Here is a 24487-nt window from a genome sequence, read left to right as displayed (position 1 = left end):
TCAAAACCAAATATCAGTTGTACCGGCTTCGGAAAGACCACCTCTACTTTAATTCACGCTATAACTCGCACGTAGACCGGTTTACGAAATCCGGTTCGTCTAGTAGCATGGAGAAGGCAGTGGCGCTGTGGAAGAATTACCTGACCAAACTGGAGCGAAGCGCCATCAATTCCTTCACTACAAAAGAGATCGTAGAATACTATAACGACGATGAACAAGTCAACCTGGCCCTCCGCTTTTGTGACAAAGCCATCTATGGCAACGCTACGGCGGAACCAGATGCCGAAACGAATAAGGCGCTGAGCCTGCTGCGGCGCTTTGCCAGGGGACGCTACAAAACACACCGGGAAATAACAAAGAATGCTAGAAATCAACGCTGATATGTTGGATTGGCTGAGCCTGGAATGGTTCGGCTACAGCACCCTGCGCTCTTTTGACTGGGTATATCCCGCGGTGCTGTATGCCCTGCTGGCTGTTCCGCTGCTGTTCCTGCTCAAAGGGCTGCTGCGCTTCAAGTCCCGTAACAAACTGGACATGGCCATGTTCGAGGGCAAAGTGCAGTGGCAATGGACCAGTTTGCTGCGTTTTGTTCCTGACATTCTCTTTATTGGCTTTATCATGCTGGTGCTGGTGGCGCTGGCCAGGCCCCAGCGTATCAATGAACAGGTAGAGCAGACAGCCGAAGGTATAGACATGGTGTTGGTACTCGATGTGTCAGGCTCGATGGAACTGCAGGACATCAAGCCCAGCCGGCTCGAAGCGGCCAAAGAAGTTGCCATTAATTTTATAGATGGACGCGTGGAAGACAGGATCGGTGTAGTCGTTTTTGCCGGAGATGCCTACTCCCTTGCTCCCCTCACGACCGATTATCAGTTGCTGCGTGAAAGTATACGCTCCATTGAAAACGGGATGATACCCCATGACGGGACGGCTATCGGCAGTGCGCTCGCCGTAGCCATCAACCGCATGCGAGAATCAAAGGCTAAAACGAAAGTAGCCATCCTTATAAGCGACGGTGAAAATACGGCCGGCAGCCTGGACCCGATGATGGCCAGCCGCCTGGCCTATGCCCATCAGATCAAGCTATACACCATAGGTATAGGCAAGGATGGCATGGTGCCACATACGGTGGATGCATCCGGTAAAACCTTGTTGGTAGAAACACAGTTAGACGAAAAAAGCCTTCGGGAAATAGCCGGTACAGGCGAAGGGCGCTTTTTCAGGGCCGATAGCCGGGATGCCCTGCAGGATATTTTTCAGGCCATCGACCGCTATGAGAAAACTGAAGTGACCGAGAAACGATTCCGCGATGCCCGGGACTATTACCAGGTATACCTGAAGTGGGCCTTGCTGTTGCTGGTGCTCTGGATGCTGTTCAAAAATACCTTTGTCACCAACGTGCTGGAAGACTGAGGGAAGTTAGAAAGTTAAAGAGTTTAGAAGTTAAAAAGGTATGGGCTATACCTAGCGCTGGTAAATTTATAGTAGGCTTATATATTAAATTAACAGTTGAATTTTATCCGCTCAATTCTTTTAAGCACAGTATTTTAAAAACCAAACTATGTCTTCTGTTGCTGATAACATACGTTATTTTGACGAAAAATTAAGCGATACACCTTGCCGCCTGGTTGCCGTATCCAAAACCCATCCTCCGGAGAAAATACTAGAAGCGTATGAGGCCGGACACCGGCTGTTCGGAGAAAACAAGGTACAGGAACTTCTGGATAAGCGGGAAAAACTTCCGCATGATATCGCCTGGCACCTGATCGGCCACCTGCAAACCAACAAGGTCAAGCAAATTGCCTCTTTCATCGATACGATCCAGTCCGTTGACAGCCTGAAGCTGCTGATGGAAATCAACAAAAGGGCAGAGCAGTTCTACCGTACGTTCCCGGTCAATTGCATGCTGCAGCTCTCTATTGCAGATGAAGAATCGAAGTTCGGCATGACGTATCAGGAAGCGGTAGACTTGTTGCAATCAGAAGAATACCGTAATATGCACTTCATCCGGATAACCGGGGTGATGGGTATAGCCACGAACACGGAAGATGAAAACAAACTTCATGAGGAATTCCGGACGCTACGCACTTACTTTGAGCAGCTCCGCGATACCTTCTTTTTTGCCAATCCTGATTTTAAGGAGATATCCATGGGGATGACCTCTGACTGGGAGCTGGCACTGGCAGAAGGCAGTACGCTCATCCGGGTAGGCAGCGGCATATTTGGCGCTAGGAACTACAGCAAAAACTAATCTAAAGAACACGATCTATCCACTATAATAACTAGCATCATGCAAGAGAACAACGGGAACATGGAAGCCAATTACAGAAAATTTATACAAGGTATAGTTGAAACGGATGCTGTCTGGGGACTGACCCAGAATGATACCTGGGCTACTTCCAGCTCCGGCGAGTACGAGGACGCAGAAGTGATCTTATTCTGGTCAGATGCCGAAGGTGCCAAAACCTGCGCCGAAGACGACTGGGCGGAGTATAAGCCGGAATCAATCACATTAGTGGAGTTCCTTGAAAACTGGTGTGTGGGCATGTACGGTGATCAGCTGCTGCTGGGACCAAACTGGGATGCCACCCTGACCGGCAGAGAAATGGAGCCGCTGATAGTTGCCCTGGATGTGGTCAACGAACTGAAGCATCAGAACAAAACACTTGAATTTACGCAATACGACAGCCAGGATGAATTTGAGGCGCAGGTAATTGAAGCGCTCGAAGGAGATGAGGAGTAGCGCGACACCTCCCCTGCATGCTAAAGTTTTTCCTTTCCAGCAATAAGCCCTGGTTTATGCTGAAAAGGCATTTAGGCAGGGCATGAAACGTTAACAATTACATAACCCGGCTTAAAAAGAAGGTATACGATGACAGCTTAACTTTACAAAAAGTAATCCCATGCTCCGTATACCTTCTTTTATCTTTTTATTTCTTTGCCTGACAGCATCCTGTTCTTTGCCTATGGCCCTGTCTCCTTCAACGGACTCCTCTCCCCAATTCCCTGCTTTCGATACGGAAGGTCATCGGGGAGCACGTGGTCTTATGCCCGAAAATACGATACCGGCCATGCACAAGGCACTGGAATTAGGTATAACGACGCTGGAGATGGACGCCCATATCACAAAAGATGGCCAGGTGGTCCTCTCCCACGATCCTTACATCAATCCCGAGCACGACCTGTTGCCCGACGGAAGCGAAATACCCGCTACAGACAAGAAAAAATATGTCCTCTACGAGATGGAGTATGAGTCGATCCGGGCATTTGATGCAGGCTCGAAGTTTTACGACAAGTTTCCGCAGCAGCAGAAACTAAAAACGTATAAGCCCCTCCTGTCGGAAGTGATCGACTCCGTGCAGGCATACCTACAGGCCAATAACCTGCCACAGGTATACTACAACATTGAGACGAAGTCCAAGCCAACAGGCGATGGAAAGCTTCACCCTGCCCCGGGCGAGTTTGTAGACCTGTTGCTGGAGGTGCTCGAACAGAAAAAGATCACGCCCTGGGTTATCATACAATCCTTCGATGTCCGCACGTTGCAGGCGCTACACGCCAAGCACCCGGGTATAAAAACATCCCTGCTTGTGGAGAACCTCAAAGGCTTGGACGCCAACCTGGAAGCCCTTGGTTTTAAACCTACCATCTACAGCCCGAACCACAAGCTGGCTACCAGAAAGCTGATAAAAGCCTGTCACCAGCGCGGCATAAAAGTTATTCCTTGGACCGTGAACGAGCTGGACCAGATGAAAAGCCTGAAGCGCAAAGGCGTGGACGGCATCATTTCCGATTACCCGAACCTGTACCGGGAATTATGAATTAGCGATTAAAAGTCGGAAATTGGGCTGTATTTACAGGAACCTATACCTTACAAAACGTGACACAGAAAATCATACTATTGATAGCCAGCGCACTGGGCGCACTCACCGTGATGATCGGCGCCTTTGGGGCACACGCCCTGGGCCCTATGTTGCAGGCCACCAACCGCACAGACACCTTTGAAACAGCCGTGAAATACCAGATGTACCATACCTTGGCGCTGCTGGCCATCGGCCTGTTATTGTTCCGGGTGGAGCATCCGGCCCTACAGGTGGCAGCCTGGGCATTTGTTATCGGGATACTTATCTTTTCAGGCTCCCTCTATACCTTGTGCCTTACAGGCGTTACCTGGCTGGGAGCCATCACACCGATTGGCGGCACCGCCCTGATCGTTGGCTGGGGAGCGCTGTTCTATGCAATCCTGAAGGCGCTTTAGGCCTTATAAGTACTAAAACAAAAAAGCCCTCCTGGACAGAGGGCTTTTTTGTTTTATGGAGAGAGGCTACTTACTGCGTTTTAGCGCTGGAAGTAGCTTTTTCTTTGATGTTGGTAACAATGTATACATACGCTGCCCCTTCTGCCGCATTCGAATGAATGGTGATGGCCTTCTTCTGCTGGCCGAGTTTGCCTGCACTGTTAAACTTGGCAGTCACCGAACCCGTTTTACCCGGCATAACCGGTTCTTTTGTCCAAGCGGGCGTAGTACAGCCGCAGGTCACATCCACACGTTCAATGACAAGCGGCTGTGTACCGGTATTGGTGAAGGTGAAGGTATGCTCCACCACATCTCCCTGGACGATATCGCCAAAGTTATGCTCCTTTGTTTCGAAGGAAATAGCCGGGCCATTTTTAGCCTGCGCCTGCGGAGCAGCCGTCTGCTTGGCCGGAAGTTGCTGCGCCATCGTGCCGCCAGCTGCCAGGGCTGCAAATGCTAAGGATAAGAAGATCTTTTTCATATGTATAAAGGGTTAGATTTTCAAATTACGATACGGATGCTGATTTGTTTTTACCAACTCCCAAATACCACATTTGTAACTCAGTCAACCATTAATTGCTTGCTAAAGTTCAGCAGAAACAGCTCTTCTGAAGAGCGGGTAAGGGCGGTGTAGAGCCAGCGGGCAAATTCTTCATTCACCATGTCATCTTTCAGATATCCCTGGTCGACAAAAACCGCTTTCCATTGGCCACCCTGTGCCTTGTGGCAGGTCAGGGCGTAGGCAAACTTCACCTGCAAGGCATTCAGGTATGGGTTCTTTTTCAGCTCCTTGGCCCGGTCCCGTTTGTTTTTGATGTCCATATAATCCTGCAGCACGGCCTCGTACAGCTTCTTGTTCTGATCAGCGGGCAGTGCAGGCGCATCGGTATAGAGCGTATCGAGCATGATCTTTACTTCCAGTTCTTCCTCTTCCGGGTAATCTACAAAACGGATGCGCACATCGGCAAACCGGAAGCCGTACATTTCCTCATCGCGGATGATCTTGGTGATCTCTACAAAATCCCCGTTGGCCATGAAGCCTATGTTAGAATCCTTCGGGAGCCAGAAGTAATTGTTGCGCACGATCATCAGGTAATCTCCTACGCCAATTTCATCTTCCGAGAAAAAAATCTGCCGGCGTATGTGCTGGTTGTACTGGTTGGCCGTCTTGTTGGAGCGGCAGATCACGATGGAATTCTCCACGCCGAATTTGTCGTACGCATAACGCAAGCCGTCTTCCAGCTTCTCTCCCGTCATCTTATAGATATCGCGCCAGCCCTTGGTCTGGAGCTGGATAGCAGGTGCCTCCGTTTGCAGCTGGTTGCGGAGATTGGTGGCATTCATCAGTATACCGGAGGCTTCCGCCTGGCGCATAACCTGCCTCAATTCAAGCTCCTGCACGGCACACCGGAAGTTATGCTTCAGGTATGCCGAATCCAGCGAAGGGCTCATGACCTGGTTGACAGGAGGCAACTGGGCGGTATCTCCTATGAGGAGCAGCTTGTTGTTTTTCTTGTCAAACACATAGCTGAGCAGGTCCTGCAGCAGACCGTTCTCCCCGAAGCCGCTCTCATCGGAGATCATGGAGGCCTCGTCTACGATATAAAAGGTACTTTCTGCTTTATTGGGTTGCCGGGTAAACGAAAGTCCTTCCGAATAAGGATTGGCCGTTTGCCGGTAGATCTTCTTGTGTATCGTAAAGGCAGGTTTGCCGCTGTACGAGGACATTACCTTGGCTGCACGGCCTGTCGGGGCCAGCAGCACATACTTGTAGCCAAACTTATTCAGGATCTTCACGAGCGAAGTTACCACGGTGGTTTTACCCGTACCCGCATACCCTTTCAGCAGGAAGACCGCTTTTTCCTGCTCCTTATTCAGTATAAACTCATCCAGCTTTGCAAAAAGCTTTGCCTGATCTTCAGTAGGCTCAAACGGAAAACTTGCTCTTAGTGCTTCTACCGGGCGCATAATTTGAGTTTAGGAGTTAATGAGTTTAAGAGTTTAAGAGTTGAAAGGAAGTTCTGAGTTCTGAGTCTTGAGTTAAAACCATCAGAAATAACTCAGCACTCAAGACTCAGAACTCGTGACTCTCAAAATGTCTTCAGGCGTGATGGTCGCCATGGAAGTACTGGCTTTGGCAATCAGCAAAGGCTCCTCGTCTCCTTTGACGGCATATACCTCCGCTTCACAGAAATTGAGTTTGCGGCCCTGCTTCAGCACAAACCCTTTTGCCAGCAGTTTATCCCCGAGCCCCGGATGAAAATAGGATACCTTGATCTCAGCCGTCACGACATGGTGGTCTTTGGGAACCAGGCTCACGGCAGCAAAGCCGGCTACGATGTCTGCCAGGGTGGCGATCACACCTCCGTGCGTAAAGCCTTTGTGCTGGCGGTGCCGCTGCTCCAGCAACAACTCCCCTTCTACTCTGCCGACCTCTATCTTGGTGACTTTGAAGCCCATCAGCTTCATGAATTCCTGGCGTTCCAGTTTTTCCTCGATATCAGATTTAAAGTCGGGGTTGTAAGTTTGAATCATTTTGTAAATTTACCACCATTACACCGCTATAGCAAACATGACGCTACTTAACCCCAACGCTTCGGCATACGCTGACAAAGTTCGTATTCGTGTATGCGGCATCTGCCTGAAAGAAGATAAGCTCCTGCTGGTAAGGCACCAGGCTACAATCCGGAACCAGGCTTTCTGGGCACCTCCGGGTGGCGGACTCGAGTTTGGCGAGACCACAGCCGCCTGTCTCCGGCGCGAAGTACTGGAAGAGACCGGCTTACAAACCGAAGTCAGCCGTTTCTTGTTTGTGAATGAATTCAGAGAGCCCCCTTTGCAGGCCGTAGAGTTGTTTTTTGAGCTCCACCTGACCGGAGGAGAGTTGGTGAAGGGGACGGATCCCGAGGCAGCCCCCGACCAGCAGCTCATCGAAGAAGTTGCTTTTCTGAGCCTGGAGGAGATCAACAGAATCCCGCTTCAGGACAAACACCGGGTGCTGCACTACCTTTTTTCGCTGGATGACCTGCTCGGAATGCCCCATCATTTCCTGAAGTAAGGGCGCCTTATTGCCATATTTTTTTTATACTTGCATAGCGCAATATAGCACTACCCCCAAGGGCTCCTATACATTGAACACGATCAACACCCACTTCCGGCTTTCTTACCAGTTCCACGATGAGGCCTTTAACCTCTCGCTGGCAGGCCACTGCAACCTGTACATCTCTATCAGCTCCAAAGCGATACGCTTTGCTGTAGCCGATGTGGAACGGAATAAGTTTGTGGTGCTGGAAGATTATGAGCTCATCACCGTTTTTACGCCCCTGCAGGTAGCTGAGCAACTGAGCCTCATCGCCGAACACAGCCCGATCCTGCAGGAGCAACGCTGGCTGAATGTGCGCATCAGCATCAGCAATCAACATTTCACGCTGGTACCTGAAACGCTTTTTGACCCTGCCCATCAGGCTGACTACCTGCGCCTGCACAGTGACTTAAACCCGCAGCAGGAAGTAGTTCTCTCCTATCGCCACAACGGCCTGGAAGCAGTCAATATCTTTGCCTTGGACAGCGTGGTCTACAAGACGGCACAAAACCTCTTTGCAGAACGACCTGTGCAGTTCGTACACCAGACCAGCTCCCTGATCAAAAGTGTATTGCACCAGGCCGAGCGGAAAGACGGCCGCTTTCTATACATTTTTGTAGAGCGCAATTACGTGACCATCCTGGTTGTGAGTGAAAGTGGATTGCAGTTCTGCAATGTGTTCCATTACCTGAGCCCGGAAGACTTTATCTATTACATCATTTTTGTGATGCAGGAACAGAAGATGAACCCGGAGCAGGAAACGATCACGGCCTGGGGAGACATTACGCACGACTCCAGCTTATTTAATATCCTGAAAAAGTATATCCGGCAGGTACGCCTCGGCAAAAAACCAGCTGACGTTGCCTACAGTTATAAGCTGGATGATGTCTTTGAGCACAGGTATTTTGAGATCTACAGCCTGCACTTTTGTGAGTAACACCTAATTGTTAGATAACTGATTGTTAAACTGCTGTACTCTTTTTAGATAACTAACACTTAAATACTATCCGCCTCTAACAATTGAACTATCCAAACCTTTAACAATCAATACCCATGAAACGTATCGCTCTTTTTCCGGGTTCTTTCGATCCCTTCACCCATGGACATCTGGATGTGGTGTTGCGCGGTGCGCGCATGTTCGATGAGATCATCATAGCGATCGGCAATAACAGCAGCAAGCAGCGTTACATACCGGTAGATCGGATGATTGAGATAATGGAACGCTTGTTCAAGGATCAACCCAACATATCGGCCAGGTCTTACAAAGGGCTGACAGCCGAGTTTGCCCGCGAAGTCGGCGCGAATTTTCTGTTGCGGGGCTTGCGCAACACTACCGATTTTGAATATGAAAACACGATTGCGCAGGCGAACCGCCATGTGAACCAGGAGCTCGAAACCGTTTTCCTGATCACGTCTCCGGCCCTGGCTGCCATCAGTTCTTCTATTATCCGGGAGATTCACCGGTTTGGCGGCAATGTAGACGATTTTATACCTTTCCCGATTTCAGAGATTGGAGATATTCACGCACAATAAACGCGATCGAGGTATAGGCCTTGGGTAAAACTCCCAGCACTTCCTCGGGCGTCATCCAGCGCACTTCCTCAATAAATTCTTCGGCCTGTGGTTTCATTAGGCTGTCATCGGTGCATTCCATGAGGTACCAACTGGTTTTCTTGAGGATCTTCTTGCCTTTATAGGCATAGGAATGCCAGGTTTTGGGCAGCTTCTCCAGCACATGCACCGAAATACTGCACTCCTCTTCAACTTCCCGGATGGCACCATCCATTGTTTTTTCGCCTTTGTCAAGCTTGCCCTTCGGCAGGTCCCATACGCCCAGGCGGTACATCATCAGGATCTTTCCATCTTTGACCACCAGTCCACCGGCCGCTTTCACGATCTTGAACTGATCCTTCAGGTGCTCGATCAACTGTTTTTTCTTGCTGGTGACCAGGGTCAGGGAGTTGAGCTTCTTGAGCTTCTTGACTTCCATGAGGCGAACGATCTTGTCGATCAGGATCGTATCGGTCCTTTTGATCAGCACATCACCCACCAGGTCCTTGGAAGAGAAATGATCATCCGCATCCACTACCACATCATGAGGGTGCCGGTATACCTTCTCGTTTGATTTTCTCAGGATGAGCGGAATATCGTTTATAAAAACGTTCATTGGGTATCGTGCTTGTTAAACGGCTTGAAATTTACACAAATCAATCAATATTTCAGTCTAAAGAAATTACGGCGGCATAAAAAGGCTAAATAATTCAGTAAATTCGCTCATGGATTCTACGACTATAGCACACCAGGTAGCCTCTTTCCTGCTGGAAACAGAGGCCGTAAAACTAAGACCCGAGCAACCTTTCCGCTGGAGTTCCGGCTGGAACTCCCCTATTTACTGCGATAACCGTGTTACGCTGTCGTTTCCGTTTATACGCAGTTTTATAAAACAGCAGTTGGGCGAAATGGTGAAAGAAAACTTCCCGGAAGCCGAAGCGATTGCCGGCGTAGCCACAGCAGGTATAGCCCAGGGCGCGCTGGTAGCTGATCTGCTCGATATGCCTTTCCTCTACGTGCGTCCGCAGCCCAAGAGCCACGGCATGGCCAACCAGATAGAAGGAAAGCTGTTACCGGGCCAGAAGATCGTCATGGTGGAAGACCTCATCTCAACGGGAGGCAGCTCCCTGAAGGCGGCAGAAGCGGTGCGGTCGGCCGGAGGCAACGTGATCGGGATGGCCGCCATCTTTACCTATGGCTTCGCCTTGGCAGAAGAAAATTTTAAAGAGGCAGGTATACCCTTGCATTGCCTGAGCGACTACCAGGCGCTGACCGAAGCCGCGATAGAGAAAGGCTATATCCCGGAATCTGCCATGCAGACGCTGGCCGAATGGAGAAAATCACCCCATACCTGGAAAGTTTAACATGAAGATAGGCCTCCTCTCCGATACGCACGACTACCTGGACGAGCAGATCCTGCGCCTGTTGGGGGACCGGGACGAGATATGGCATGCCGGTGATTTTGGCACGGCCAAAGTATCGGAGCAACTGAGCCAGGTGGCGCCGCTGCGGGGGGTGTATGGCAACATTGACGGGCAGGATATCCGGCAGGTATACCCGAAGGTACTGCGGTTTGATGCCAACGGACTGGATGTGATGATGACGCACATCGGGGGCTATCCGGGCAAATACCACCCCGATGTGCGGCAGGAGATACTGGCTAACCCGCCGCAGCTCTATATCACGGGCCACTCCCATATACTGAAAATCATGCAAGACAAAAGCCTGCATAACCTGCTGCACATCAACCCGGGTGCAGCAGGCAGGCATGGTTTTCATAAGATCCGGACCATGGTGCGCTTTGCCATAGAAGATGGAAAAGTGCGTGACCTACAGGTACTTGAGCTAGGCAAACGGGCATAAAAAAAGCGTGCCTGCGTTGCAAGCACACTTTGAAGTCTTTCGTAAACCCGCCACCCGAAGCTTACACAGCGTTGGCAGGCAGATGGTTTTACTTAGCCGTAAAAGGACTACTCAGCAGAAGCTTCTTCAGCAGTTTCTACTTTCTTGCCTTTTGGAGCTTCACCGAACTGAGCTCTCAGCTCGTCCATGTCAACATTCTTGATAACTGGTGTCAGCAACAGTTGCTTAATTCTGGCAACCTTGTTGTTTGCTCTTGCCTTATTTTTACGGTCTTTTCTTTTAAGTCTAGTAACTCCCATCGTTGCAAAATTTTAATTTGAAGGGCAAAAGTAAGTTATTATTTTTACAAAGTAAAGTATTTTATAGAATCAAATTCATCATGCAGCTAACAGATTTACGTTCCGATACCGTTACCCGTCCTACTGCTGCTATGCTCAGCGCCATGTTTGCCGCTGAAGTAGGCGACGATGTATACGAAGAAGACCCGACCATCAATGCTCTGGAGCTGAAAGCAGCTGCTATGTTCGGCATGGAAGCGGGCCTCTTCTGCCCTTCCGGCACCATGACCAACCAGATCGCCATCAAGGCCCATACAGAGCCCCTGACAGAAGTGATCTGTGATGTGACCGCGCACATCTACCAGTACGAAGGCGGAGGTATAGCCTTCAACTCAGCAGCGTCGGTTGCCCTTGTTCCCGGGGAGCGGGGCAAGATGACTCCGGCCCAAGTGGAGGCGCACATCCGCCCGGACAACATCCATTACCCTCCTACCCGATTGGTCGCGCTAGAAAATACCTGCAACAAGGGCGGAGGCGCTTACTATACCTTAGAGGAGATCGCGGCGATATCGGCAGTTTGCAAGCGCCACGACATTGCGTTGCACCTCGATGGAGCCCGCGTATTCAATGCCCTGGTCGCCTCCGGTGATGATGCCACAGCGTACGGCAATTATTTCGACAGCATTTCGATCTGCCTTTCCAAAGGGCTAGGGGCACCGGTTGGTTCCGTCCTGCTGGGCAGTAAGGCCTTTATTAAAAAGTCGCGCCGGATCCGGAAGGTACTGGGTGGCGGCATGCGGCAAGCCGGTTTCCTGGCGGCGGCGGGTATCTACGCCCTGGAAAACAACATAGCCCGATTGCAGGAAGACCACCGCAAAGCCAAGGTGATTGAGGAAGTGTTGCTGCAGACGGCTTATGTAGAAATCGTATTGCCGGTCGAGACCAATATTGTGATCTTTAAACTCAACGACAGGTATAGCGATGTTGATTTCGTTGCTGCTTTGGCCGATCAAAACATCCGTGCTTCGAGCTTTGGCCCGCAGATGATACGTTTCGTGACCCATCTGGATGTAACGGAAGAGATGCTGCAGCACATCCTGCAGGTGCTGCACTTACTAAATAAACAACAGGTAAAGGTATAGATCGGGCCAAAGCCTTTCCCCAATTTTAAGTCTGCTATACCTGGAAAGGCTTGACCTGATTTTACGCTATACCTGCTTCCGCTATACCTGTTTCACACGCTTTTAGACCTAAATACAATGGCTCCATCCGCTCCGGCTTTCCCGCTTTCAGAAATCATGGCTGTCCTGGCAAAAGATCCGGTCATGGTCACACTAGTGAGCCAGGGAAAACCGCTGGCTTCCTCCAGATCCGAAGACCTGTACTTCGAAATGCTCAGTTCTATCGTATCACAGCAGCTGTCCACCAAAGCGGCTGCCACAATCTTCAGGAGGTTTACAGAGCTATACCCTGACAATTACCCGCACCCCCACCTGGTGCTTGAAACAGCGGATGAAACCCTGCGCAGTGCCGGACTTTCCTTCCAGAAAATCGGCTATATCCGGAATGTGGCGGCCTTTGCTCAGGAAGGGAACCTGGTGCACGCTACTATTGACGCCATGGAGGATGAAGCCCTGATCCAGCACCTCACGCAGATCAAAGGCGTTGGCCGTTGGACGGTCGAAATGCTGCTCATGTTTGCGCTCGAACGCCCCGATGTGATGCCGGTGGATGACCTGGGTATACAAAATGCCATGAAGCGCCAGTATGGGCTGGAGGAGACCGGGAAACAGCTGCGGGTAAAGATGTTGGAGATCGCAGCGAACTGGCGGCCTTACCGGACCGTCGCCTGCAAGTACCTGTGGCAGTCACTGAACAATACGCCCAAATAAGAGCCTGCTTTGAAAGCAATTACGTAGTACCTATACCTGACCATTCACAGCCATACGCTTCACCAGCCTTATGACCAGATCCGATTTCCAGAACATGATAGAAAGCTATATCCGGGCCTACAACAACCTGGATGTGGCAGGTATGCTGGAGCACTTACACCCGGAAGTAGAATTTGAAAGTATCGTGGACGGGAAAGTTGCCCTGCGCCTGGAAGGTATAGACAACTTTAAACTTCAGGCCGAAGAGGCGTTGAGTTACTTTACCGAACGGGAGCAGAAAATCACGGATTTGAAAATAGAAGGGAATCAAGCAGAAGCACAGATTGCCTACAAAGCAGTACTTGCCATGGATCTGCCCAACGGGCTGAAAGCCGGAGAGGAACTGGAATTAAAAGGAAAGTCCGTTTTTACTTTGAAAGAAGGCAAAATTATCCGGCTGCAGGATTACAGTTAAGCTACCGCACCTTCGCCCGCTTCACCAGGTAACTGTAGAGGACCTTGTCAAAGGGCTCGCTGATGTCCACAGGTACAAAATCAATTTTGTACTGCCCGCACTTGAGTTCCAGCTCGCGTTTGTAGTTGGCCACCGCGTTGCGGTAATGCTCCCTGACCTGCGAAGGTTGTAATTTGAGTTCCTGGCCGGTCTCCACATCCACAAACAGGTAGGGGCGCTCGGCAAATTCAAAGTCCTCTTCTGTTTTGCGGTCCATCACATGAAAGATGAGCACCTCGTGCTTTTGGTGTTTGAGGTGCTGCAGGGCGGCGAAAATAGCGTCGCTGTTCTTGTGGCGCCCCAGCATGTCGCTGAAGATGACGACGAGCGATCGCTTCTGGATCTGCTGCGCAATGCGGTGAATCACTTCCGGCACATCGGTTTGTACCTGCACTGGCTCTTCTTCGAGCTGCTTTTGCAGCAGGATGAGCAAGGTATGCAGGTGCGAGGCCGTGGAGCGAACGGGCGTCTGCTGCAGGATGGTGTCTGCAAAGGTCACAAGTCCTACGGCATCGCGTTGTTTGCGCAGCAGTGTGGCCATGGCAGCAGCACAAAGTATGCTGAAGGTGATTTTACCCTTATTTTCGATGGGATAATACATGGAAGGCGATACGTCCAGCAGCATATGGCACCGCAGGTTGGTTTCCTCCTCAAAGCGCTTCACAAAGAGCTTGTCGGTGCGGGCGTATACCTTCCAGTCGATGTGCCGGGTGCTTTCGCCGCTGTTGTAGAGCCGGTGTTCCGAAAACTCCACCGAAAAACCGTGGTAAGGCGACTGGTGCAAGCCTGTAATGAAACCTTCCACCAGTTGCTTTGCCAGGAATTCCATGTTCTCGAATTTCTGAATATCGGCAAGAGTGAGTGGCTTCTTCATGAGCAGGGCTTAATCTTTACTACCTGAGGCTATCTCTGAAACGGTGGTAGCTGCTTCTTGTTGCCCCGACTCTTCATTTTCCAGCTCAGTCACCTGTACGGGTGCTATACCTGCCCGGATCAGATCGATCTTCTGGGCAGCCGCCCGGGAAAGGTCGATGATGGAATGCCGGCTACGGGGCATGCGGTCATTGATCTTGACGATAACAGATTTGCCGTTCGTCGTGTTGGTCACCTGCACACGGGTGTTGAAAGCCAGTGTGGCGTGTGCAGCAGTCAGTTGCGTTTTGTCATAACGTTCGCCACTGGCCGTGCGCTGTCCGTGCATACGGTCGGCGTAATAGGAAGCCTTCCCATCTGCCGAATAAAGCGCTGTACCTGAAGAGAACGAAAGTAGCAATACTAGTATAATTGAACATATATTCATGCTATACTATATTTGGTCCGCTACAAATATAGAAGTTAATATTTAGGGTGCATTTATTTGGTAAATTTTAAATTCAAAAATTTTTATATATCAGAACAATATGTTACTTTTAGATTCACAAAGTTGAATTTAACGTCTTATAAACGGTGGAAGAGAACAACGAAAAAGCAGAAATTTATTCCCAAAGGGTAAGAGCCGGGAAGAGAACGTATTTCTTTGATGTGAAGTCAACTCGTTCAAACGACTTTTATGTGACCATCACAGAAAGCAAAAGAAAATTCAAGGACGACGAATTCTCTTACGAGAAACACAAGATTTTCTTATACAAAGAGGATTTCGCCAAGTTCCTGGAAGCGCTGCAGGGTACGATCGATCACGTTAAATCAGAATTGCTGACTGAAGAAGCCCTGGCTGCACTCGAAGCTCCGGTTGAGTCTGAAATTGCTCCCCTGGCTGTCGCTGAAGCGGAAGTGTCATTTGATGAAGAACTGAAATGGGAATAGCTCCTCCCTCCTTCTTATAACTATAGAAAGCAGCTTGTGGAAATCCGCAAGCTGTTTTTGTTTTTAGCTATACCTGCGAAGGCTATACCTGGAGTGGTCGTGGCTCATGCGGCTGCCTGTCCAATAAAGTATAGGCGCACCTGAGCATAATCTTCCCGAAATTTGTATCTTTGCGGCTTGATATTAAACGATAAGAATTAATGGGACTAAGATGCGGAATCGTGGGACTGCCAAATGTAGGCAAGTCTACTTTGTTCAACGCTATTTCTAATGCCAAGGCAGAATCTGCCAATTACCCTTTCTGTACGATAGAGCCGAACGTGGGCATCATCACCGTGCCGGATGAGCGACTGAACATCCTGGAGGAGCTGGTGACCCCGCAGCGCGTATTGCCAACCGTGATTGAGTTTGTGGACATCGCCGGTCTGGTAAAGGGTGCCAGCAAAGGAGAAGGACTCGGCAACAAATTCCTGGCCAACATCCGCGAGGTAGACGCCATTATCCATGTGGTGCGTTGCTTCGAAGACCCCAACATCGTACACGTAGCCGGTAAGGTAGATCCTATCTCCGATAAAGAAATCATTGATACAGAGCTGCAGCTGAAGGACCTGGAGTCGATCGAAAAGATGCTGCTGAAGGTACAGCGTTCGGCCAAGGCAGGTGACGCCAAAGCCAAAAAAGAGTTGGTAACGCTGGAGAAATACAAGAACCATCTGGAGCAGGGCCTGAATGCCCGCAGCCTTGATGCGAACGAAGATGACAAGGAAACAATCAGCGAACTGAACCTGCTCACCGATAAGCCGGTGGTATACGCGGCCAACGTGGATGAGAACTCCATGATCTCCGGCAACGAATTCTCCAAAGCACTGGAAGAGCACGTGAAAAACGAGAACGCGCAGGTCGTGTTGATCTCTGCCTCTATCGAAGCGCAGATCGCGGAACTGACCGATCCCGAAGAGAAGGAAATGTTCCTATCCGAATACGGACTGACGGAGTCTGGCCTGAACAAACTGATACGCGCATCTTACTCCCTGCTGAACCTGATCACCTATTTCACAGCAGGTGTCAAAGAAGTACGTGCCTGGACGGTCGAGAAAGGCTGGAAAGCCCCTCAGGCTGCGGGTGTTATACACTCTGACTTCGAGAAAGGCTTTATCCGTGCAGAAGTTATCAAGCTGAAAGATTACCAGGAGTATAAGTCCGAAGCCAAGATAAAGGAAGCCGGCAAAATGGCCGTAGAAGGAAAAGACTACGTGGTGCAGGACGGTGATATCATGCACTTCCGCTTCAACGTATAACCGGGAAATACTCATACTATAACAAAAAGCGCAGCTCCGAGGGGCTGCGCTTTTGTTTTGGCGGTAGCTTCATTCTTCTGCCGGCCATCAGGTTTTCTGAAAAAGGAAGGTCATAATTCTGGGAATACTCCCCCTGTCTTTCTCATCAAAATGCTCGTTGAGGTCCACCAGCACAAGGCCCTGCTTTCCGGCTGCCTGCACAAAATCCGAGGTATGGTGCGTGAAGCATTCCACTTCCTGGCGGCCTTCCGGCGTATCAAACCGGGCTTTGGTCCCCGTGTACTGTTTGAAAGGATGAAGTTCTCCGATGTATACCTGGCCTCCGGGCTTCAAGGCTTTCCATACCTGAGCAAAAACAGGTTCCAGATCCCGGATGTGCTCCAAAACCAGGCTGAAACTGACGAGGTCGTATACGCTCTCTCCGAACCTCCACTCCTCCCGGATGTCTGCCTGTAGAAACCGTACGTGGTCTGAAACGATCTTCTCCTTTGCCCGGGCAAGCATTTCGTCTGACAGGTCAACGGCTGTTACCCGGCTGGCTCTCTCCTGCAGCCAGATGGTGTTCTTTCCGGTCCCGCAGCCAATTTCCAGGCACTTATCAAAGGTATAGCCGGCTAAGGTTTCCCGCAGCGCCAGTCCTTCCAGGTCTCTGGTCCTGTTTTGATTGGTATCGTACTGCGAAGCCCAGTTGTTGTATGCCTGTTGTGTATCCATCGTTATATAGTCCCGCTCCTTTTATTCTATCTTTAGATAGGTTACGACAATTTCTTTTGTTGCGTCTGGGAATTTCCGCTTAAAGTAGTCCAGGCTACTCTCGCTGGATGTAACCGTGAAGGGCAGCGCCTCTTCCACGTAATTGATGTAGGCCAGGGCGCTGGCAATCCCCCTGTTGTTGCGGACAGCGCTGAAGTAAGGAGTCCACTCTACGGTGATATCGCCCACGTAGTAGATCTTATCTGCCTCCTCCAGGTTTACGGAAGCATAGCCCCGGGGAATGTTGGCAAAGAAATCCGCGTCCTTGCGGTATTCCAGCAATGAAATCTCATTCTCCCCCAGCGGTAGCCGGGTATAGAAGTAGCCTTCTTCATCCAGCCAGACCATATTTTTACCCCATAGCCGCTCATTGAAATGAACCAGCACTTTACTGGAGGTTAAAGGAAGATTTCCTGCAAACGTCATGCGCCCGAAAACGATCACCTCATGGGGTTTCGTCTCTGTAGATGCAATTCGGCCGGTACCACATCCTGCTAAAAGAAGCAGGCAAATAAAAGGTAAAAGTTTTCTCATATGTCCTCAATAATCTCTGGCTAAACCTAGGTATAGCATCACTTCATTTACTGCTCGAAAGGGTGCTGTTTCGTTTATCTCCTGTTAAAACTGATTTCCTCATACCCGATCAGCAGGTCGGCGCGGGATCCGGGCGGGCGGTAGTAGATGAGGATGTCGTAGGTGTTGCCGGTTGCAAAGTGGCTTCCTTCGAAATAGCTGGCATCGGCTTCCAGGCTGTTATTGGATTTCAAGGCATAGTAATAGTTGAAGTAGCCCTGCTTCAGGAGCAGACGCCCGGTATACGCCTGCCGCTCGGCATTGTAGGTCATGCGGGCATCGTTGCTGAGTTGCCAGTCGGTGAGGCCACCCAGGATATAGACGCTGCCATTGGGAACCTCTCCTGTTCTTAGTTCAAAGTCAACCCAGGTATAGTCGGCATTCACAATCGAGTTGCCATACTCCCGGTTGCCAAAAAGCTGCTTCCCATCCACATCGGGGTCCTGGCTGTAGGCGGCGCCATCCCGGTTCCGGTCCGCCTGCAGATATACCTCGGCCGGCGAGGTTTCCAGATTGATCCGGTCTATCCCCAGGCCTTTGAAGCGGATACTACGTGTGTCGAACGGGCGGAACTCGCTGAGCCCCAGGAAATGGTCTTTTGGCTCAAAGAAAACATATTCTAGCCGGCGCTGATCATCCCGCACGAAGGTGGGCTTCGGGTATACCTTTACATTGTCCCAGCGGTGGTTCTGGCGCATCACGGCCTTTACTTCCTGCGCAGGATTGACTAAAGGATAATCTTTGTAAAACACATTGAATTCTACTGCCTGCCGTGCGGCCTTGCCATCGGGACCGGTAGGGGCTCCCAACTTAGCTGTCACTGCCACCAGATTTTCATGGACCAGCAAGCGGCGGGTCAGCAGCAGGTTGCCCCCCTCCTCACTCACCTGCAACACATAATTGCCGCTCAGTTTCACCCTCGGAACCCGGAACCTATAATGGACATAAGGCACACGTGTATTGATGGAGTTCTGGACATCATTGAGAAAGAACTCGTTGAAGTCGTTCAGATACTGGGTTTCATTCAGGCCGGAAGGCGTCCAGTCGGCATTGCAGTGCACCAGTTTAGCCACCAGACGCTGCGGGCCGGCATTGAGCCTGTCAAATTCCAGCAGGATCGGCTGCTCCTGGTTCAGCGATATGACAGCCGGCTCCAGTACGGCTTCGGGGCCGCCTGTAGCCCGGTAGCACTGCACGGACCGAATGCTGGTATCGTACACATAGTCTTCGTAGCGGATAGATTGCTGCGAGCTGCTGCCTGCCGTGCCCTGTCCTTGCTGCTCCAGGGGCACACAGGCCGTTATTCCGATGGCCAGCAGGGTGGCGAACATACTGCCGTATAGCTTTTTGAGGATCATGATTGCTGCTCGATGTTGCTTTTCCGGCTTTGCCGGGCTTGGTTTTAGGATGTCCGAAGATAGGAAAAATTCAGTTATTCCGGCTGCAGCAAAATAATTCCGACATTTTAATACCCGCAATAACTTGCTAATCACACTGTTAACCTGTATATTCAGCCAGGCGAAAAATCTACACTATGAAAAAAGTTCTACTGGCAGGTGCTACCGGGCACCTGGGGAAATATATTTTCCGTGAGCTAAAGCAACAACGCCACGAAGTGCGTGCCCTGGCACGTAATTTAAAAAGAGCTCAGGCGCTGTTTCCTGATCCGGAGGAACTTGTGCTGGCCGATGCCACCGAACCGGAGTCGTTGCAGGGTTGCTGCACGGGTGTGGATGTCGTGATATCGGCGCTGGGCAAAAGCATCAGTCTCCGTAACCAGGGCACGGGCAGCTTCCAGGAAATCGACTACCAGGCCAACCTGCACCTGCTGGAAGAAGCGCAGAAAGCCGGGGTAAAACAATTCATCTACATTTCTGCCTTCGGAGCAGAGCAACATCCGGAGCTGGCTTATTTCAGCGCCCACGCCAGTTTTGCAAAAGCACTTCGGCATAGCGGACTCGCATTTACCATTCTTCAGCCTACCGCTTTGTTTTCAGCTTTCGAAGAGATCATGTCCCTGGCCCGCAAAGGCCGAATCGCTTTATTAGGAGCTGGTGACAGCAAGACAAATCCGATCTATGACGGCGATGTCGCCCGGATCGCTGTCTCCCTCATCGACCAGCCCAGCCAAACGCTCACACTTGGCGGAGAACGCGTGTATACCCGGCTGGAGTTACTCAAGATTGCCTGTAAAGCGGCCGGTTACAAAGGGAAAATCCCGGAACTGGGATTTCAGTTTGTAGACGGTATCTTACCTTTTGTCCGGCTGGTGAGCCGCAGCCTGTATGATAAGCTGGCCTTTATGACGGCGGTATCCCGGGTAGACTGTATAGCGCCTGCCATGGGAGAACTTACGCTGGAGGACTATTTTGAGCTGGAGCCCCAGTTCAGTACCTGACAAAACAAAGTATACGCTTATTCCAGGATGGTTTGGATGAAAACCCCTGCTTCGAGCGTTTTCTGCACCGGGCATCGGGCCGAAATCTGTTTCAGCCGTTCTACCTGTTCCAGGCTGAGGTCGCCGCACAGCCGGAGACGCTTGATGATCTGAAGTCGCTTTTGAGGAATTTCACCGGCGGGAGGAACAGAAGCTACCGGAATGGACTCCATTTGCAAACTGACCTCAGCACGATCCAGCGGCCAGTTTTTGCGCCGGGCATACATGTGCAGCGTGATGACGGTGCAGGCGCCAAGCGCACTCATCAGGTAATCGTTCGGATCGGGCCCGGTCTTGATCCCTTCATCCACGCCGGATTCGTCAATTTCAAAAAGCTGGTCCTCCATCCGGATGTTGGCCACATAGCCAGCCGAACAGTCAGCACTCACAAATACACAGCCCATGATTTATTGCATATGGTACATATACCTATACGGACTGGGCTATACCTGAATCAAAACCGGAGTATAAAAGTTGTGCCTTTATCCAGTTCCGAATGTACGGAGATAGAGCCCTTGTGCAGGCGCATGATCTGTCGCGACAAACTGAGCCCTATACCTGAACCGGACTGTTTGGTCGTGTAGAAAGGTATAAAGATCTTGGTGGTGGCCTCCGGTGTCATCCCCTGCCCGTTATCCTGCACTTCGATACAGACACGGCTGCGGTCGTCCAGGTTGGCTTTAACGGTGATCAGCTTTTGTTCCTGGTCCTGCACTGCTTCCATCGCATTCTTGATCAGGTTAATGAGTACCTGCTCGATCATGCCTCTGTCAGCCGAAAGCAACAGATTGGATACCGGCATTTCCAGCTTCAGCCGGATGCCTTGTCTGGTCAGTTGTTCGCGCATCAGCAAGCTGACTTCCTTCAGCAAATCCCCCACATTGAACATCGTCAGCTCAGGCACTGCGATCCGGGTCAGGTTACGGAAGTCATTCACAAAGTGGATCAGGCCGTCGCTGCGGCGGCTGATGGTCTGCAGACACTGGCGAATATCCAGCAACTCCTCTTTTAAAAGAGTGATCTCCACTGAATGGGTATCCTCCACATAGCTGCTGATCTCGTCTCCCGCACTGGCGGAGAGCGATGCGATGGGTGTAACAGAGTTCATGATCTCGTGGGTCAGCACCCGGATCAGGTTTTGCCAGGCCTCCATTTCCTTATCTTCCAGTTCGCGCTGTATGTTCTGGATAGAAGCCAGCTTCACCTTCTCTCCCAGCATGGCCAGTTCGATCACCTGTACAGAGAGGTTGGCCACGTCTCCTCCCTGCCTTACCGGTACCAGGGCCTTTTCGGTATGCTCCAGCTCCTGCAGCTTGCTGGTTAACTCGGCACTGACAGGCTGCAATTCCTGCACCTGCTGCAGCTGCCCTACCTGCAGCAGTTTGCGGGCGGCGCTGTTTATCAGCAGGATCGTGCCGTCCGATTTGTAGGTGATAATGCCGGTACCGACATGCTGTACGATGGCTTCAAAATAATGCAGATTGGCTTCTTTTTCCGCCCGCACCGCCCGGAACTTCGACATAACCTCATTTAGCCCCAAGGCCAGTTCCCGCTGTAGTTTCCCGCCATGGCCCGCCGGAATTACTTCGGTAAAGTCATCGTGCCGGATCGATTGGAGGAAACGCAGGAACTGCTTGTTCGTCCGTTCATGAAACCGAACCAGCAAGATCACCTGCAGAACGATGAAAAGAAGGAGCCCAATGAAGGTACCTCTGTAAGCCGGCTCGAATCCTACACGGGATATCAGGAAAATGCTGAGGGCCAGCAGGGCCAGCCGGAAGATCAGCTGCAGTCTGTAGTTGTTAAAGCGCATACTTCTCCAGTCTTCGGTAGAGCGCGCCTCTGGAGAGCCCTAACTCTTTTGCTGCCTTGGAGATGTTGCCTTCGTGCTGCTGCATGGCGCGCTGCACCGCCTGACGCTCCAGGTCTTCCAGGTTTTTTGTATCGGGGATGGTAGCCGTGACAGGCGCGCTTGTTTCCTCCGGTATAAAGAAGAAATCTTCGGGCTGCAGTTCGCGGTTATCACTCATGATCGAGGCGCGCTCCAGCACATGCTGCAATTCCCGCACATTGCCCGGCCAGGTATAGCGTCGGAGCTTGGCCAGGGCAGCATCCGAAAGCCGCTTGAGCGGTTGCTTATACTTATGAGCATACGACTGCAGGAAATGTTCTGCAAACAAGGGGATATCATCCAGGCGCTCCCGTAAGGCCGGCAGGTTGAGCTCCACTGTGTTGATGCGGTAGAGAAGGTCCTGCCGGAACTCGTGCCGCTGCACCATATCCAGCAGCGGCATGTTTGTCGCGCAGATCAGGCGTACGTCAATAGGTATAGGCTTGTTGGTGCCCACGCGGATCACCTCGCGCCGCTGCAACACCGTGAGCAGCTTGCTTTGCAGGGAGGGCGAGAGGTTGCCGATCTCATCTAGGAACAGCGTACCGCCATTGGCTGCTTCAAAACGGCCGATACGGTCTTCTTTGGCATCGGTAAAAGCCCCCTTCTTGTGGCCGAACAATTCACTTTCAAAAAGAGATTCCGTGACAGCTCCCATGTCCACCGTTACAAATACTTTGTCGGCTCTTCCGGAACGCTGGTGTATGCTGCGCGCGATGACCTCCTTCCCGGTGCCGTTCTCGCCGAGCAGCAGGATGTCAGCGTCTGTTTTGGCTACTTTGTCGATGATGGCAAACAGGTGGCGCATGGCAGGGCTCTGCCCCGAAATAACGGGTTGCTGCGTCTGCAGTTCCGCGGTGAGCGTACGGTTGACCTGCTTCAGTTGGGTCACTTCCTTATAAGAATGCCGCAGTTTGGAAGCAGCCGTCAGGGTAGCCACCAGTTTCTCGTTTTGCCAGGGCTTCAGCACAAAATCGGTTGCCCCTTCCTTGAGGGCACGCACAGCCATCTCCACATCACCAAAGGCCGTGATCATGACCACAACAGCTGACGGATCATATTTCAGGATCTCCTTCAGCCAGAAGAATCCCTCCTGCCCGCTTGAGATATCCTGACTGAAATTCATATCCAGCAGAATAATATCGTATTCTTCATTCGAAACCAGGAAAGGAATCTTCTTCGGATTTTTCTCCATCACGACTTCCTTCGCATATTTCCGAAGCAGCATTTTGGCAGAGAACAACACATCTTCGTTGTCATCAATTACCAGTATTCTTCCAAGATTCTGATCCATGAAGAGAGGCGGTTTTAAGTTTTATACTACTAGCTGTTTAACAAAACTATGCCAGACAAATCTTAGGTTAATTTACACTTATTTTGAGATAAAAGGAAGGCGGCCTGTCCATACCTGGACAATGGCTGTCCGTCTGTGGACAAGACAGCAGACACGCTATACCTGAAAACACGCTCAGAACCACTTTTCACAAATGGCACAGCAATGGTATATCTGTTAACTACCCGGAACAGGTATAGCCATTGCCGGCAGGTTCAATCAGAAAAATTCATGCATGAAAAAGCTCATCCGAAAGACCATGCAATTGGTAAAGAATCCTTGCACTGACATCATCGAAATCTCAGAACTGTCGGATGTAAACGAGTATATCCAACAGGAAGCATTCGCAGCCAGCGAGGAGCCACGATCGTTCTGGGCTTCCGCTTTTCCCAACTCCAGGTATACCCACCGCACGATCGATCGCTTCGACGGCTAGGTATCAACCAAAAGGGCAACTTCTGCTTTACTATACTTAATTTAACCAGCCTTAACGCCAGTCTGCCATGTTCAAGATTTACTTCCTTACTGCCTTCCGCACCCTGCTTCGAAACAGGAACTATACCTTGCTCAATGTACTGGGACTGGCGCTGGGCATCACCTGCAGCATTCTGCTGTTCCTGGTGATCAAATATGAGTTAAGTTACGATACGTTCCATACCAAGGCGGACCGTATCTACCGGCTCAACGTGGACTCCGATTACGGAGACGGCCTTTTTCAGACCACTTCCATCCACTTCCCGGCAACAAAGGTGCTGCGCAACAACAATCCGGGTTTCGATAATATCACCCAACTCTATGGGGAAGAAACCGGCCAGATCACTGTTCCTGGCCAGGGAGACGAAGCTCCCCGGCACTTCACCATCAAAGGGGTTATTGGGTTTGTGGAACCGGAGTTCTTTCAAATTTTTGATTTTGAAACAGGAGGCCAGGATCTGAGTCCTTT

The 24487-nt window shown here is 50.8% G+C and carries 31 protein-coding genes and 1 pseudogene; 19 read left to right on the top strand and 13 right to left on the bottom strand.

Annotated elements, in window-relative coordinates; translation table 11 throughout:
• From OB13_RS02750 to OB13_RS02725, 6 genes and pseudogenes are all read left to right on the top strand, one after another.
• Positions 1-380, top strand: a pseudogene (locus tag OB13_RS02750) (hypothetical protein); the annotation flags it as partial.
• Positions 361-1413 carry a VWA domain-containing protein gene (locus tag OB13_RS02745; protein ID WP_461488616.1) on the top strand — a complete coding sequence of 351 codons (1053 nt, stop codon included), beginning with the start codon at positions 361-363 and terminating at the stop codon, positions 1411-1413. The pseudogene OB13_RS02750 and the gene OB13_RS02745, both read left to right, overlap by 20 nt.
• 148 nt (positions 1414-1561) lie before the next feature.
• The gene (locus OB13_RS02740; protein ID WP_461488615.1) at positions 1562-2251 is read left to right on the top strand and encodes a YggS family pyridoxal phosphate-dependent enzyme; all 690 of its coding nucleotides are present in this window, start codon (positions 1562-1564) and stop codon (positions 2249-2251) included.
• 39 nt (positions 2252-2290) lie between these two features.
• Entirely contained in the window at positions 2291-2743 is a 453-nt protein-coding gene (locus tag OB13_RS02735) for a DUF2750 domain-containing protein (RefSeq protein ID WP_461488614.1), read from the top strand.
• Between the two features lie 223 nt (positions 2744-2966).
• Positions 2967-3821, top strand: a complete 855-nt coding sequence (locus tag OB13_RS02730; protein WP_461488613.1) for a glycerophosphodiester phosphodiesterase family protein — start codon at positions 2967-2969, stop codon at positions 3819-3821.
• Positions 3822-3934: 113 nt separating this feature from the next.
• Positions 3935-4258 carry a DUF423 domain-containing protein gene (locus OB13_RS02725; RefSeq protein WP_461488617.1) on the top strand — a complete coding sequence of 108 codons (324 nt, stop codon included), beginning with the start codon at positions 3935-3937 and terminating at the stop codon, positions 4256-4258.
• A gap of 70 nt (positions 4259-4328) precedes the next feature.
• Here the strand turns inward: OB13_RS02725 and OB13_RS02720 are convergent, their stop codons facing one another.
• The 3 genes from OB13_RS02720 to OB13_RS02710 form a co-directional block, all read right to left on the bottom strand.
• Entirely contained in the window at positions 4329-4778 is a 450-nt protein-coding gene (locus OB13_RS02720; RefSeq protein WP_461488612.1) for a DUF1573 domain-containing protein, read from the bottom strand.
• A gap of 80 nt (positions 4779-4858) precedes the next feature.
• The gene (locus tag OB13_RS02715; RefSeq protein ID WP_461488611.1) at positions 4859-6265 is read right to left on the bottom strand and encodes an ATP-dependent DNA helicase; all 1407 of its coding nucleotides are present in this window, start codon (positions 6263-6265) and stop codon (positions 4859-4861) included.
• 99 nt (positions 6266-6364) lie between these two features.
• A complete protein-coding gene (locus OB13_RS02710; protein ID WP_461488610.1) occupies positions 6365-6832 on the bottom strand; it encodes a PaaI family thioesterase in 468 nt (155 codons plus the stop codon).
• A 37-nt stretch (positions 6833-6869) separates the two neighbouring features.
• Between OB13_RS02710 and OB13_RS02705 the strand changes: the two genes are divergently transcribed.
• The 3 genes from OB13_RS02705 to coaD all read left to right on the top strand — a co-directional run bounded on the left by OB13_RS02705 (position 6870) and on the right by coaD (position 8912).
• The gene (locus OB13_RS02705; RefSeq protein ID WP_461488609.1) at positions 6870-7355 is read left to right on the top strand and encodes an NUDIX domain-containing protein; all 486 of its coding nucleotides are present in this window, start codon (positions 6870-6872) and stop codon (positions 7353-7355) included.
• 73 nt (positions 7356-7428) lie between these two features.
• The gene (locus OB13_RS02700; protein ID WP_461488608.1) at positions 7429-8316 is read left to right on the top strand and encodes a DUF3822 family protein; all 888 of its coding nucleotides are present in this window, start codon (positions 7429-7431) and stop codon (positions 8314-8316) included.
• Positions 8317-8432: 116 nt separating this feature from the next.
• Positions 8433-8912: a pantetheine-phosphate adenylyltransferase gene (gene coaD / locus OB13_RS02695; protein WP_461488607.1), complete on the top strand. Its 480-nt coding sequence runs from the start codon at positions 8433-8435 to the stop codon at positions 8910-8912.
• Here coaD and OB13_RS02690 read toward each other — a convergent pair.
• On the bottom strand, positions 8866-9546 hold the full coding sequence (locus OB13_RS02690; RefSeq protein WP_461488606.1) for an NUDIX hydrolase: 681 nt from the start codon (positions 9544-9546) through the stop codon (positions 8866-8868). The two genes, coaD and OB13_RS02690, sit on opposite strands and share 47 nt — an antisense overlap.
• A 109-nt stretch (positions 9547-9655) precedes the next feature.
• On the opposite strand from OB13_RS02690, the gene pyrE reads away from it, so the two are divergent.
• Together pyrE and OB13_RS02680 are read left to right on the top strand one after the other, a co-directional pair.
• Positions 9656-10294 carry an orotate phosphoribosyltransferase gene (pyrE, locus tag OB13_RS02685; RefSeq protein WP_461488605.1) on the top strand — a complete coding sequence of 213 codons (639 nt, stop codon included), beginning with the start codon at positions 9656-9658 and terminating at the stop codon, positions 10292-10294.
• Between the two features lies 1 nt (position 10295).
• Positions 10296-10793 carry a metallophosphoesterase family protein gene (locus tag OB13_RS02680; RefSeq protein WP_461488604.1) on the top strand — a complete coding sequence of 166 codons (498 nt, stop codon included), beginning with the start codon at positions 10296-10298 and terminating at the stop codon, positions 10791-10793.
• Between the two features lie 107 nt (positions 10794-10900).
• Here OB13_RS02680 and OB13_RS02675 read toward each other — a convergent pair whose 3' ends face one another.
• Entirely contained in the window at positions 10901-11092 is a 192-nt protein-coding gene (locus tag OB13_RS02675; RefSeq protein ID WP_461488603.1) for a hypothetical protein, read from the bottom strand.
• 80 nt (positions 11093-11172) lie between these two features.
• Here OB13_RS02675 and OB13_RS02670 point away from each other — a divergent pair, with 80 nt between their 5' ends.
• From OB13_RS02670 to OB13_RS02660, 3 genes are all read left to right on the top strand, one after another.
• Positions 11173-12213: a threonine aldolase family protein gene (locus OB13_RS02670; RefSeq protein WP_461488602.1), complete on the top strand. Its 1041-nt coding sequence runs from the start codon at positions 11173-11175 to the stop codon at positions 12211-12213.
• A gap of 117 nt (positions 12214-12330) precedes the next feature.
• Positions 12331-12963, top strand: coding sequence for a DNA-3-methyladenine glycosylase family protein (locus OB13_RS02665; RefSeq protein WP_461488601.1), 633 nt, complete (start codon positions 12331-12333; stop codon positions 12961-12963).
• Positions 12964-13033: 70 nt separating this feature from the next.
• Entirely contained in the window at positions 13034-13417 is a 384-nt protein-coding gene (locus OB13_RS02660) for a nuclear transport factor 2 family protein (protein WP_461488600.1), read from the top strand.
• Between the two features lies 1 nt (position 13418).
• Here the strand turns inward: OB13_RS02660 and OB13_RS02655 are convergent, their stop codons facing one another.
• A complete protein-coding gene (locus tag OB13_RS02655; protein ID WP_461488599.1) occupies positions 13419-14330 on the bottom strand; it encodes a DUF58 domain-containing protein in 912 nt (303 codons plus the stop codon).
• 9 nt (positions 14331-14339) lie between these two features.
• The gene (locus OB13_RS02650) at positions 14340-14657 is read right to left on the bottom strand and encodes a septal ring lytic transglycosylase RlpA family protein (RefSeq protein ID WP_461488598.1); all 318 of its coding nucleotides are present in this window, start codon (positions 14655-14657) and stop codon (positions 14340-14342) included.
• Between the two features lie 245 nt (positions 14658-14902).
• On the opposite strand from OB13_RS02650, the gene OB13_RS02645 reads away from it, so the two are divergent.
• Together OB13_RS02645 and ychF are read left to right on the top strand one after the other, a co-directional pair.
• Positions 14903-15259 (top strand): DUF3276 family protein, encoded by a 357-nt coding sequence (locus OB13_RS02645; RefSeq protein ID WP_461488597.1) that lies wholly within the window; start codon positions 14903-14905, stop codon positions 15257-15259.
• A 200-nt stretch (positions 15260-15459) separates the two neighbouring features.
• The gene (gene ychF / locus OB13_RS02640; RefSeq protein ID WP_461488596.1) at positions 15460-16557 is read left to right on the top strand and encodes a redox-regulated ATPase YchF; all 1098 of its coding nucleotides are present in this window, start codon (positions 15460-15462) and stop codon (positions 16555-16557) included.
• 87 nt (positions 16558-16644) lie between these two features.
• Here ychF and OB13_RS02635 read toward each other — a convergent pair whose 3' ends face one another.
• The 3 genes from OB13_RS02635 to OB13_RS02625 all read right to left on the bottom strand — a co-directional run bounded on the left by OB13_RS02635 (position 16645) and on the right by OB13_RS02625 (position 19241).
• Positions 16645-17271 (bottom strand): class I SAM-dependent methyltransferase, encoded by a 627-nt coding sequence (locus OB13_RS02635; protein WP_461488595.1) that lies wholly within the window; start codon positions 17269-17271, stop codon positions 16645-16647.
• 21 nt (positions 17272-17292) lie between these two features.
• Positions 17293-17844: a hypothetical protein gene (locus tag OB13_RS02630; protein WP_461488594.1), complete on the bottom strand. Its 552-nt coding sequence runs from the start codon at positions 17842-17844 to the stop codon at positions 17293-17295.
• Positions 17845-17918: 74 nt separating this feature from the next.
• Entirely contained in the window at positions 17919-19241 is a 1323-nt protein-coding gene (locus OB13_RS02625) for a type IX secretion system plug protein (RefSeq protein ID WP_461488593.1), read from the bottom strand.
• A 176-nt stretch (positions 19242-19417) separates the two neighbouring features.
• Here OB13_RS02625 and OB13_RS02620 point away from each other — a divergent pair, with 176 nt between their 5' ends.
• The gene (locus OB13_RS02620) at positions 19418-20281 is read left to right on the top strand and encodes an SDR family oxidoreductase (RefSeq protein WP_461488592.1); all 864 of its coding nucleotides are present in this window, start codon (positions 19418-19420) and stop codon (positions 20279-20281) included.
• 17 nt (positions 20282-20298) lie between these two features.
• Here the strand turns inward: OB13_RS02620 and OB13_RS02615 are convergent, their stop codons facing one another.
• The 3 genes from OB13_RS02615 to OB13_RS02605 are packed head-to-tail and all read right to left on the bottom strand — an operon-like array spanning position 20299 to position 23505.
• Positions 20299-20724, bottom strand: a complete 426-nt coding sequence (locus OB13_RS02615) for an OsmC family protein (protein WP_461488591.1) — start codon at positions 20722-20724, stop codon at positions 20299-20301.
• 50 nt (positions 20725-20774) lie between these two features.
• Positions 20775-22133 (bottom strand): sensor histidine kinase, encoded by a 1359-nt coding sequence (locus OB13_RS02610; RefSeq protein ID WP_461488590.1) that lies wholly within the window; start codon positions 22131-22133, stop codon positions 20775-20777.
• Complete coding sequence (locus OB13_RS02605) at positions 22123-23505, bottom strand: sigma-54-dependent transcriptional regulator (protein WP_461488589.1); 1383 nt, start codon at positions 23503-23505, stop codon at positions 22123-22125. Before OB13_RS02605 ends, OB13_RS02610 begins: the two co-directional genes overlap by 11 nt.
• Positions 23506-23779: 274 nt before the next feature.
• On the opposite strand from OB13_RS02605, the gene OB13_RS02600 reads away from it, so the two are divergent.
• Both OB13_RS02600 and OB13_RS02595 read left to right on the top strand, forming a co-directional pair.
• Positions 23780-23980: a hypothetical protein gene (locus OB13_RS02600; RefSeq protein WP_461488588.1), complete on the top strand. Its 201-nt coding sequence runs from the start codon at positions 23780-23782 to the stop codon at positions 23978-23980.
• A 67-nt stretch (positions 23981-24047) separates the two neighbouring features.
• Positions 24048-24487: ABC transporter permease (locus tag OB13_RS02595; protein WP_461488587.1), on the top strand; the 440-nt coding region annotated here is incomplete at its 3' end.

The organism is Pontibacter sp. HJ8, from assembly GCF_054824225.1.
The sequence above is the reverse complement of the archived record's forward strand: the minus strand, read 5'-3'. Positions and strand labels throughout refer to the sequence as shown.

Bases quoted from the DNA above. Each gene is read 5' to 3' on its own strand.
- OB13_RS02660 (WP_461488600.1), top strand. From the start codon at position 13,034: ATGACCAGATCCGATTTCCAGAACATGATAGAAAGCTATATCCGGGCC.
- OB13_RS02630 (WP_461488594.1), bottom strand. From the start codon at position 17,844: ATGAGAAAACTTTTACCTTTTATTTGCCTGCTTCTTTTAGCAGGATGT.
- OB13_RS02635 (WP_461488595.1), bottom strand. From the start codon at position 17,271: ATGGATACACAACAGGCATACAACAACTGGGCTTCGCAGTACGATACC.
- OB13_RS02680 (WP_461488604.1), top strand. From the start codon at position 10,296: ATGAAGATAGGCCTCCTCTCCGATACGCACGACTACCTGGACGAGCAG.
- OB13_RS02665 (WP_461488601.1), top strand. From the start codon at position 12,331: ATGGCTCCATCCGCTCCGGCTTTCCCGCTTTCAGAAATCATGGCTGTC.
- OB13_RS02730 (WP_461488613.1), top strand. From the start codon at position 2,967: ATGGCCCTGTCTCCTTCAACGGACTCCTCTCCCCAATTCCCTGCTTTC.
- OB13_RS02710 (WP_461488610.1), bottom strand. From the start codon at position 6,832: ATGATTCAAACTTACAACCCCGACTTTAAATCTGATATCGAGGAAAAA.
- pyrE (WP_461488605.1), top strand. From the start codon at position 9,656: ATGGATTCTACGACTATAGCACACCAGGTAGCCTCTTTCCTGCTGGAA.
- OB13_RS02600 (WP_461488588.1), top strand. From the start codon at position 23,780: ATGAAAAAGCTCATCCGAAAGACCATGCAATTGGTAAAGAATCCTTGC.
- OB13_RS02670 (WP_461488602.1), top strand. From the start codon at position 11,173: ATGCAGCTAACAGATTTACGTTCCGATACCGTTACCCGTCCTACTGCT.
- OB13_RS02725 (WP_461488617.1), top strand. From the start codon at position 3,935: ATGATCGGCGCCTTTGGGGCACACGCCCTGGGCCCTATGTTGCAGGCC.
- OB13_RS02650 (WP_461488598.1), bottom strand. From the start codon at position 14,657: ATGCACGGACAGCGCACGGCCAGTGGCGAACGTTATGACAAAACGCAA.
- ychF (WP_461488596.1), top strand. From the start codon at position 15,460: ATGGGACTAAGATGCGGAATCGTGGGACTGCCAAATGTAGGCAAGTCT.
- coaD (WP_461488607.1), top strand. From the start codon at position 8,433: ATGAAACGTATCGCTCTTTTTCCGGGTTCTTTCGATCCCTTCACCCAT.
- OB13_RS02720 (WP_461488612.1), bottom strand. From the start codon at position 4,778: ATGAAAAAGATCTTCTTATCCTTAGCATTTGCAGCCCTGGCAGCTGGC.
- OB13_RS02715 (WP_461488611.1), bottom strand. From the start codon at position 6,265: ATGCGCCCGGTAGAAGCACTAAGAGCAAGTTTTCCGTTTGAGCCTACT.
- OB13_RS02735 (WP_461488614.1), top strand. From the start codon at position 2,291: ATGCAAGAGAACAACGGGAACATGGAAGCCAATTACAGAAAATTTATA.
- OB13_RS02675 (WP_461488603.1), bottom strand. From the start codon at position 11,092: ATGGGAGTTACTAGACTTAAAAGAAAAGACCGTAAAAATAAGGCAAGA.
- OB13_RS02615 (WP_461488591.1), bottom strand. From the start codon at position 20,724: ATGGGCTGTGTATTTGTGAGTGCTGACTGTTCGGCTGGCTATGTGGCC.
- OB13_RS02690 (WP_461488606.1), bottom strand. From the start codon at position 9,546: ATGAACGTTTTTATAAACGATATTCCGCTCATCCTGAGAAAATCAAAC.
- OB13_RS02625 (WP_461488593.1), bottom strand. From the start codon at position 19,241: ATGATCCTCAAAAAGCTATACGGCAGTATGTTCGCCACCCTGCTGGCC.
- OB13_RS02655 (WP_461488599.1), bottom strand. From the start codon at position 14,330: ATGAAGAAGCCACTCACTCTTGCCGATATTCAGAAATTCGAGAACATG.
- OB13_RS02620 (WP_461488592.1), top strand. From the start codon at position 19,418: ATGAAAAAAGTTCTACTGGCAGGTGCTACCGGGCACCTGGGGAAATAT.
- OB13_RS02610 (WP_461488590.1), bottom strand. From the start codon at position 22,133: ATGCGCTTTAACAACTACAGACTGCAGCTGATCTTCCGGCTGGCCCTG.
- OB13_RS02740 (WP_461488615.1), top strand. From the start codon at position 1,562: ATGTCTTCTGTTGCTGATAACATACGTTATTTTGACGAAAAATTAAGC.
- OB13_RS02605 (WP_461488589.1), bottom strand. From the start codon at position 23,505: ATGGATCAGAATCTTGGAAGAATACTGGTAATTGATGACAACGAAGAT.
- OB13_RS02705 (WP_461488609.1), top strand. From the start codon at position 6,870: ATGACGCTACTTAACCCCAACGCTTCGGCATACGCTGACAAAGTTCGT.
- OB13_RS02745 (WP_461488616.1), top strand. From the start codon at position 361: ATGCTAGAAATCAACGCTGATATGTTGGATTGGCTGAGCCTGGAATGG.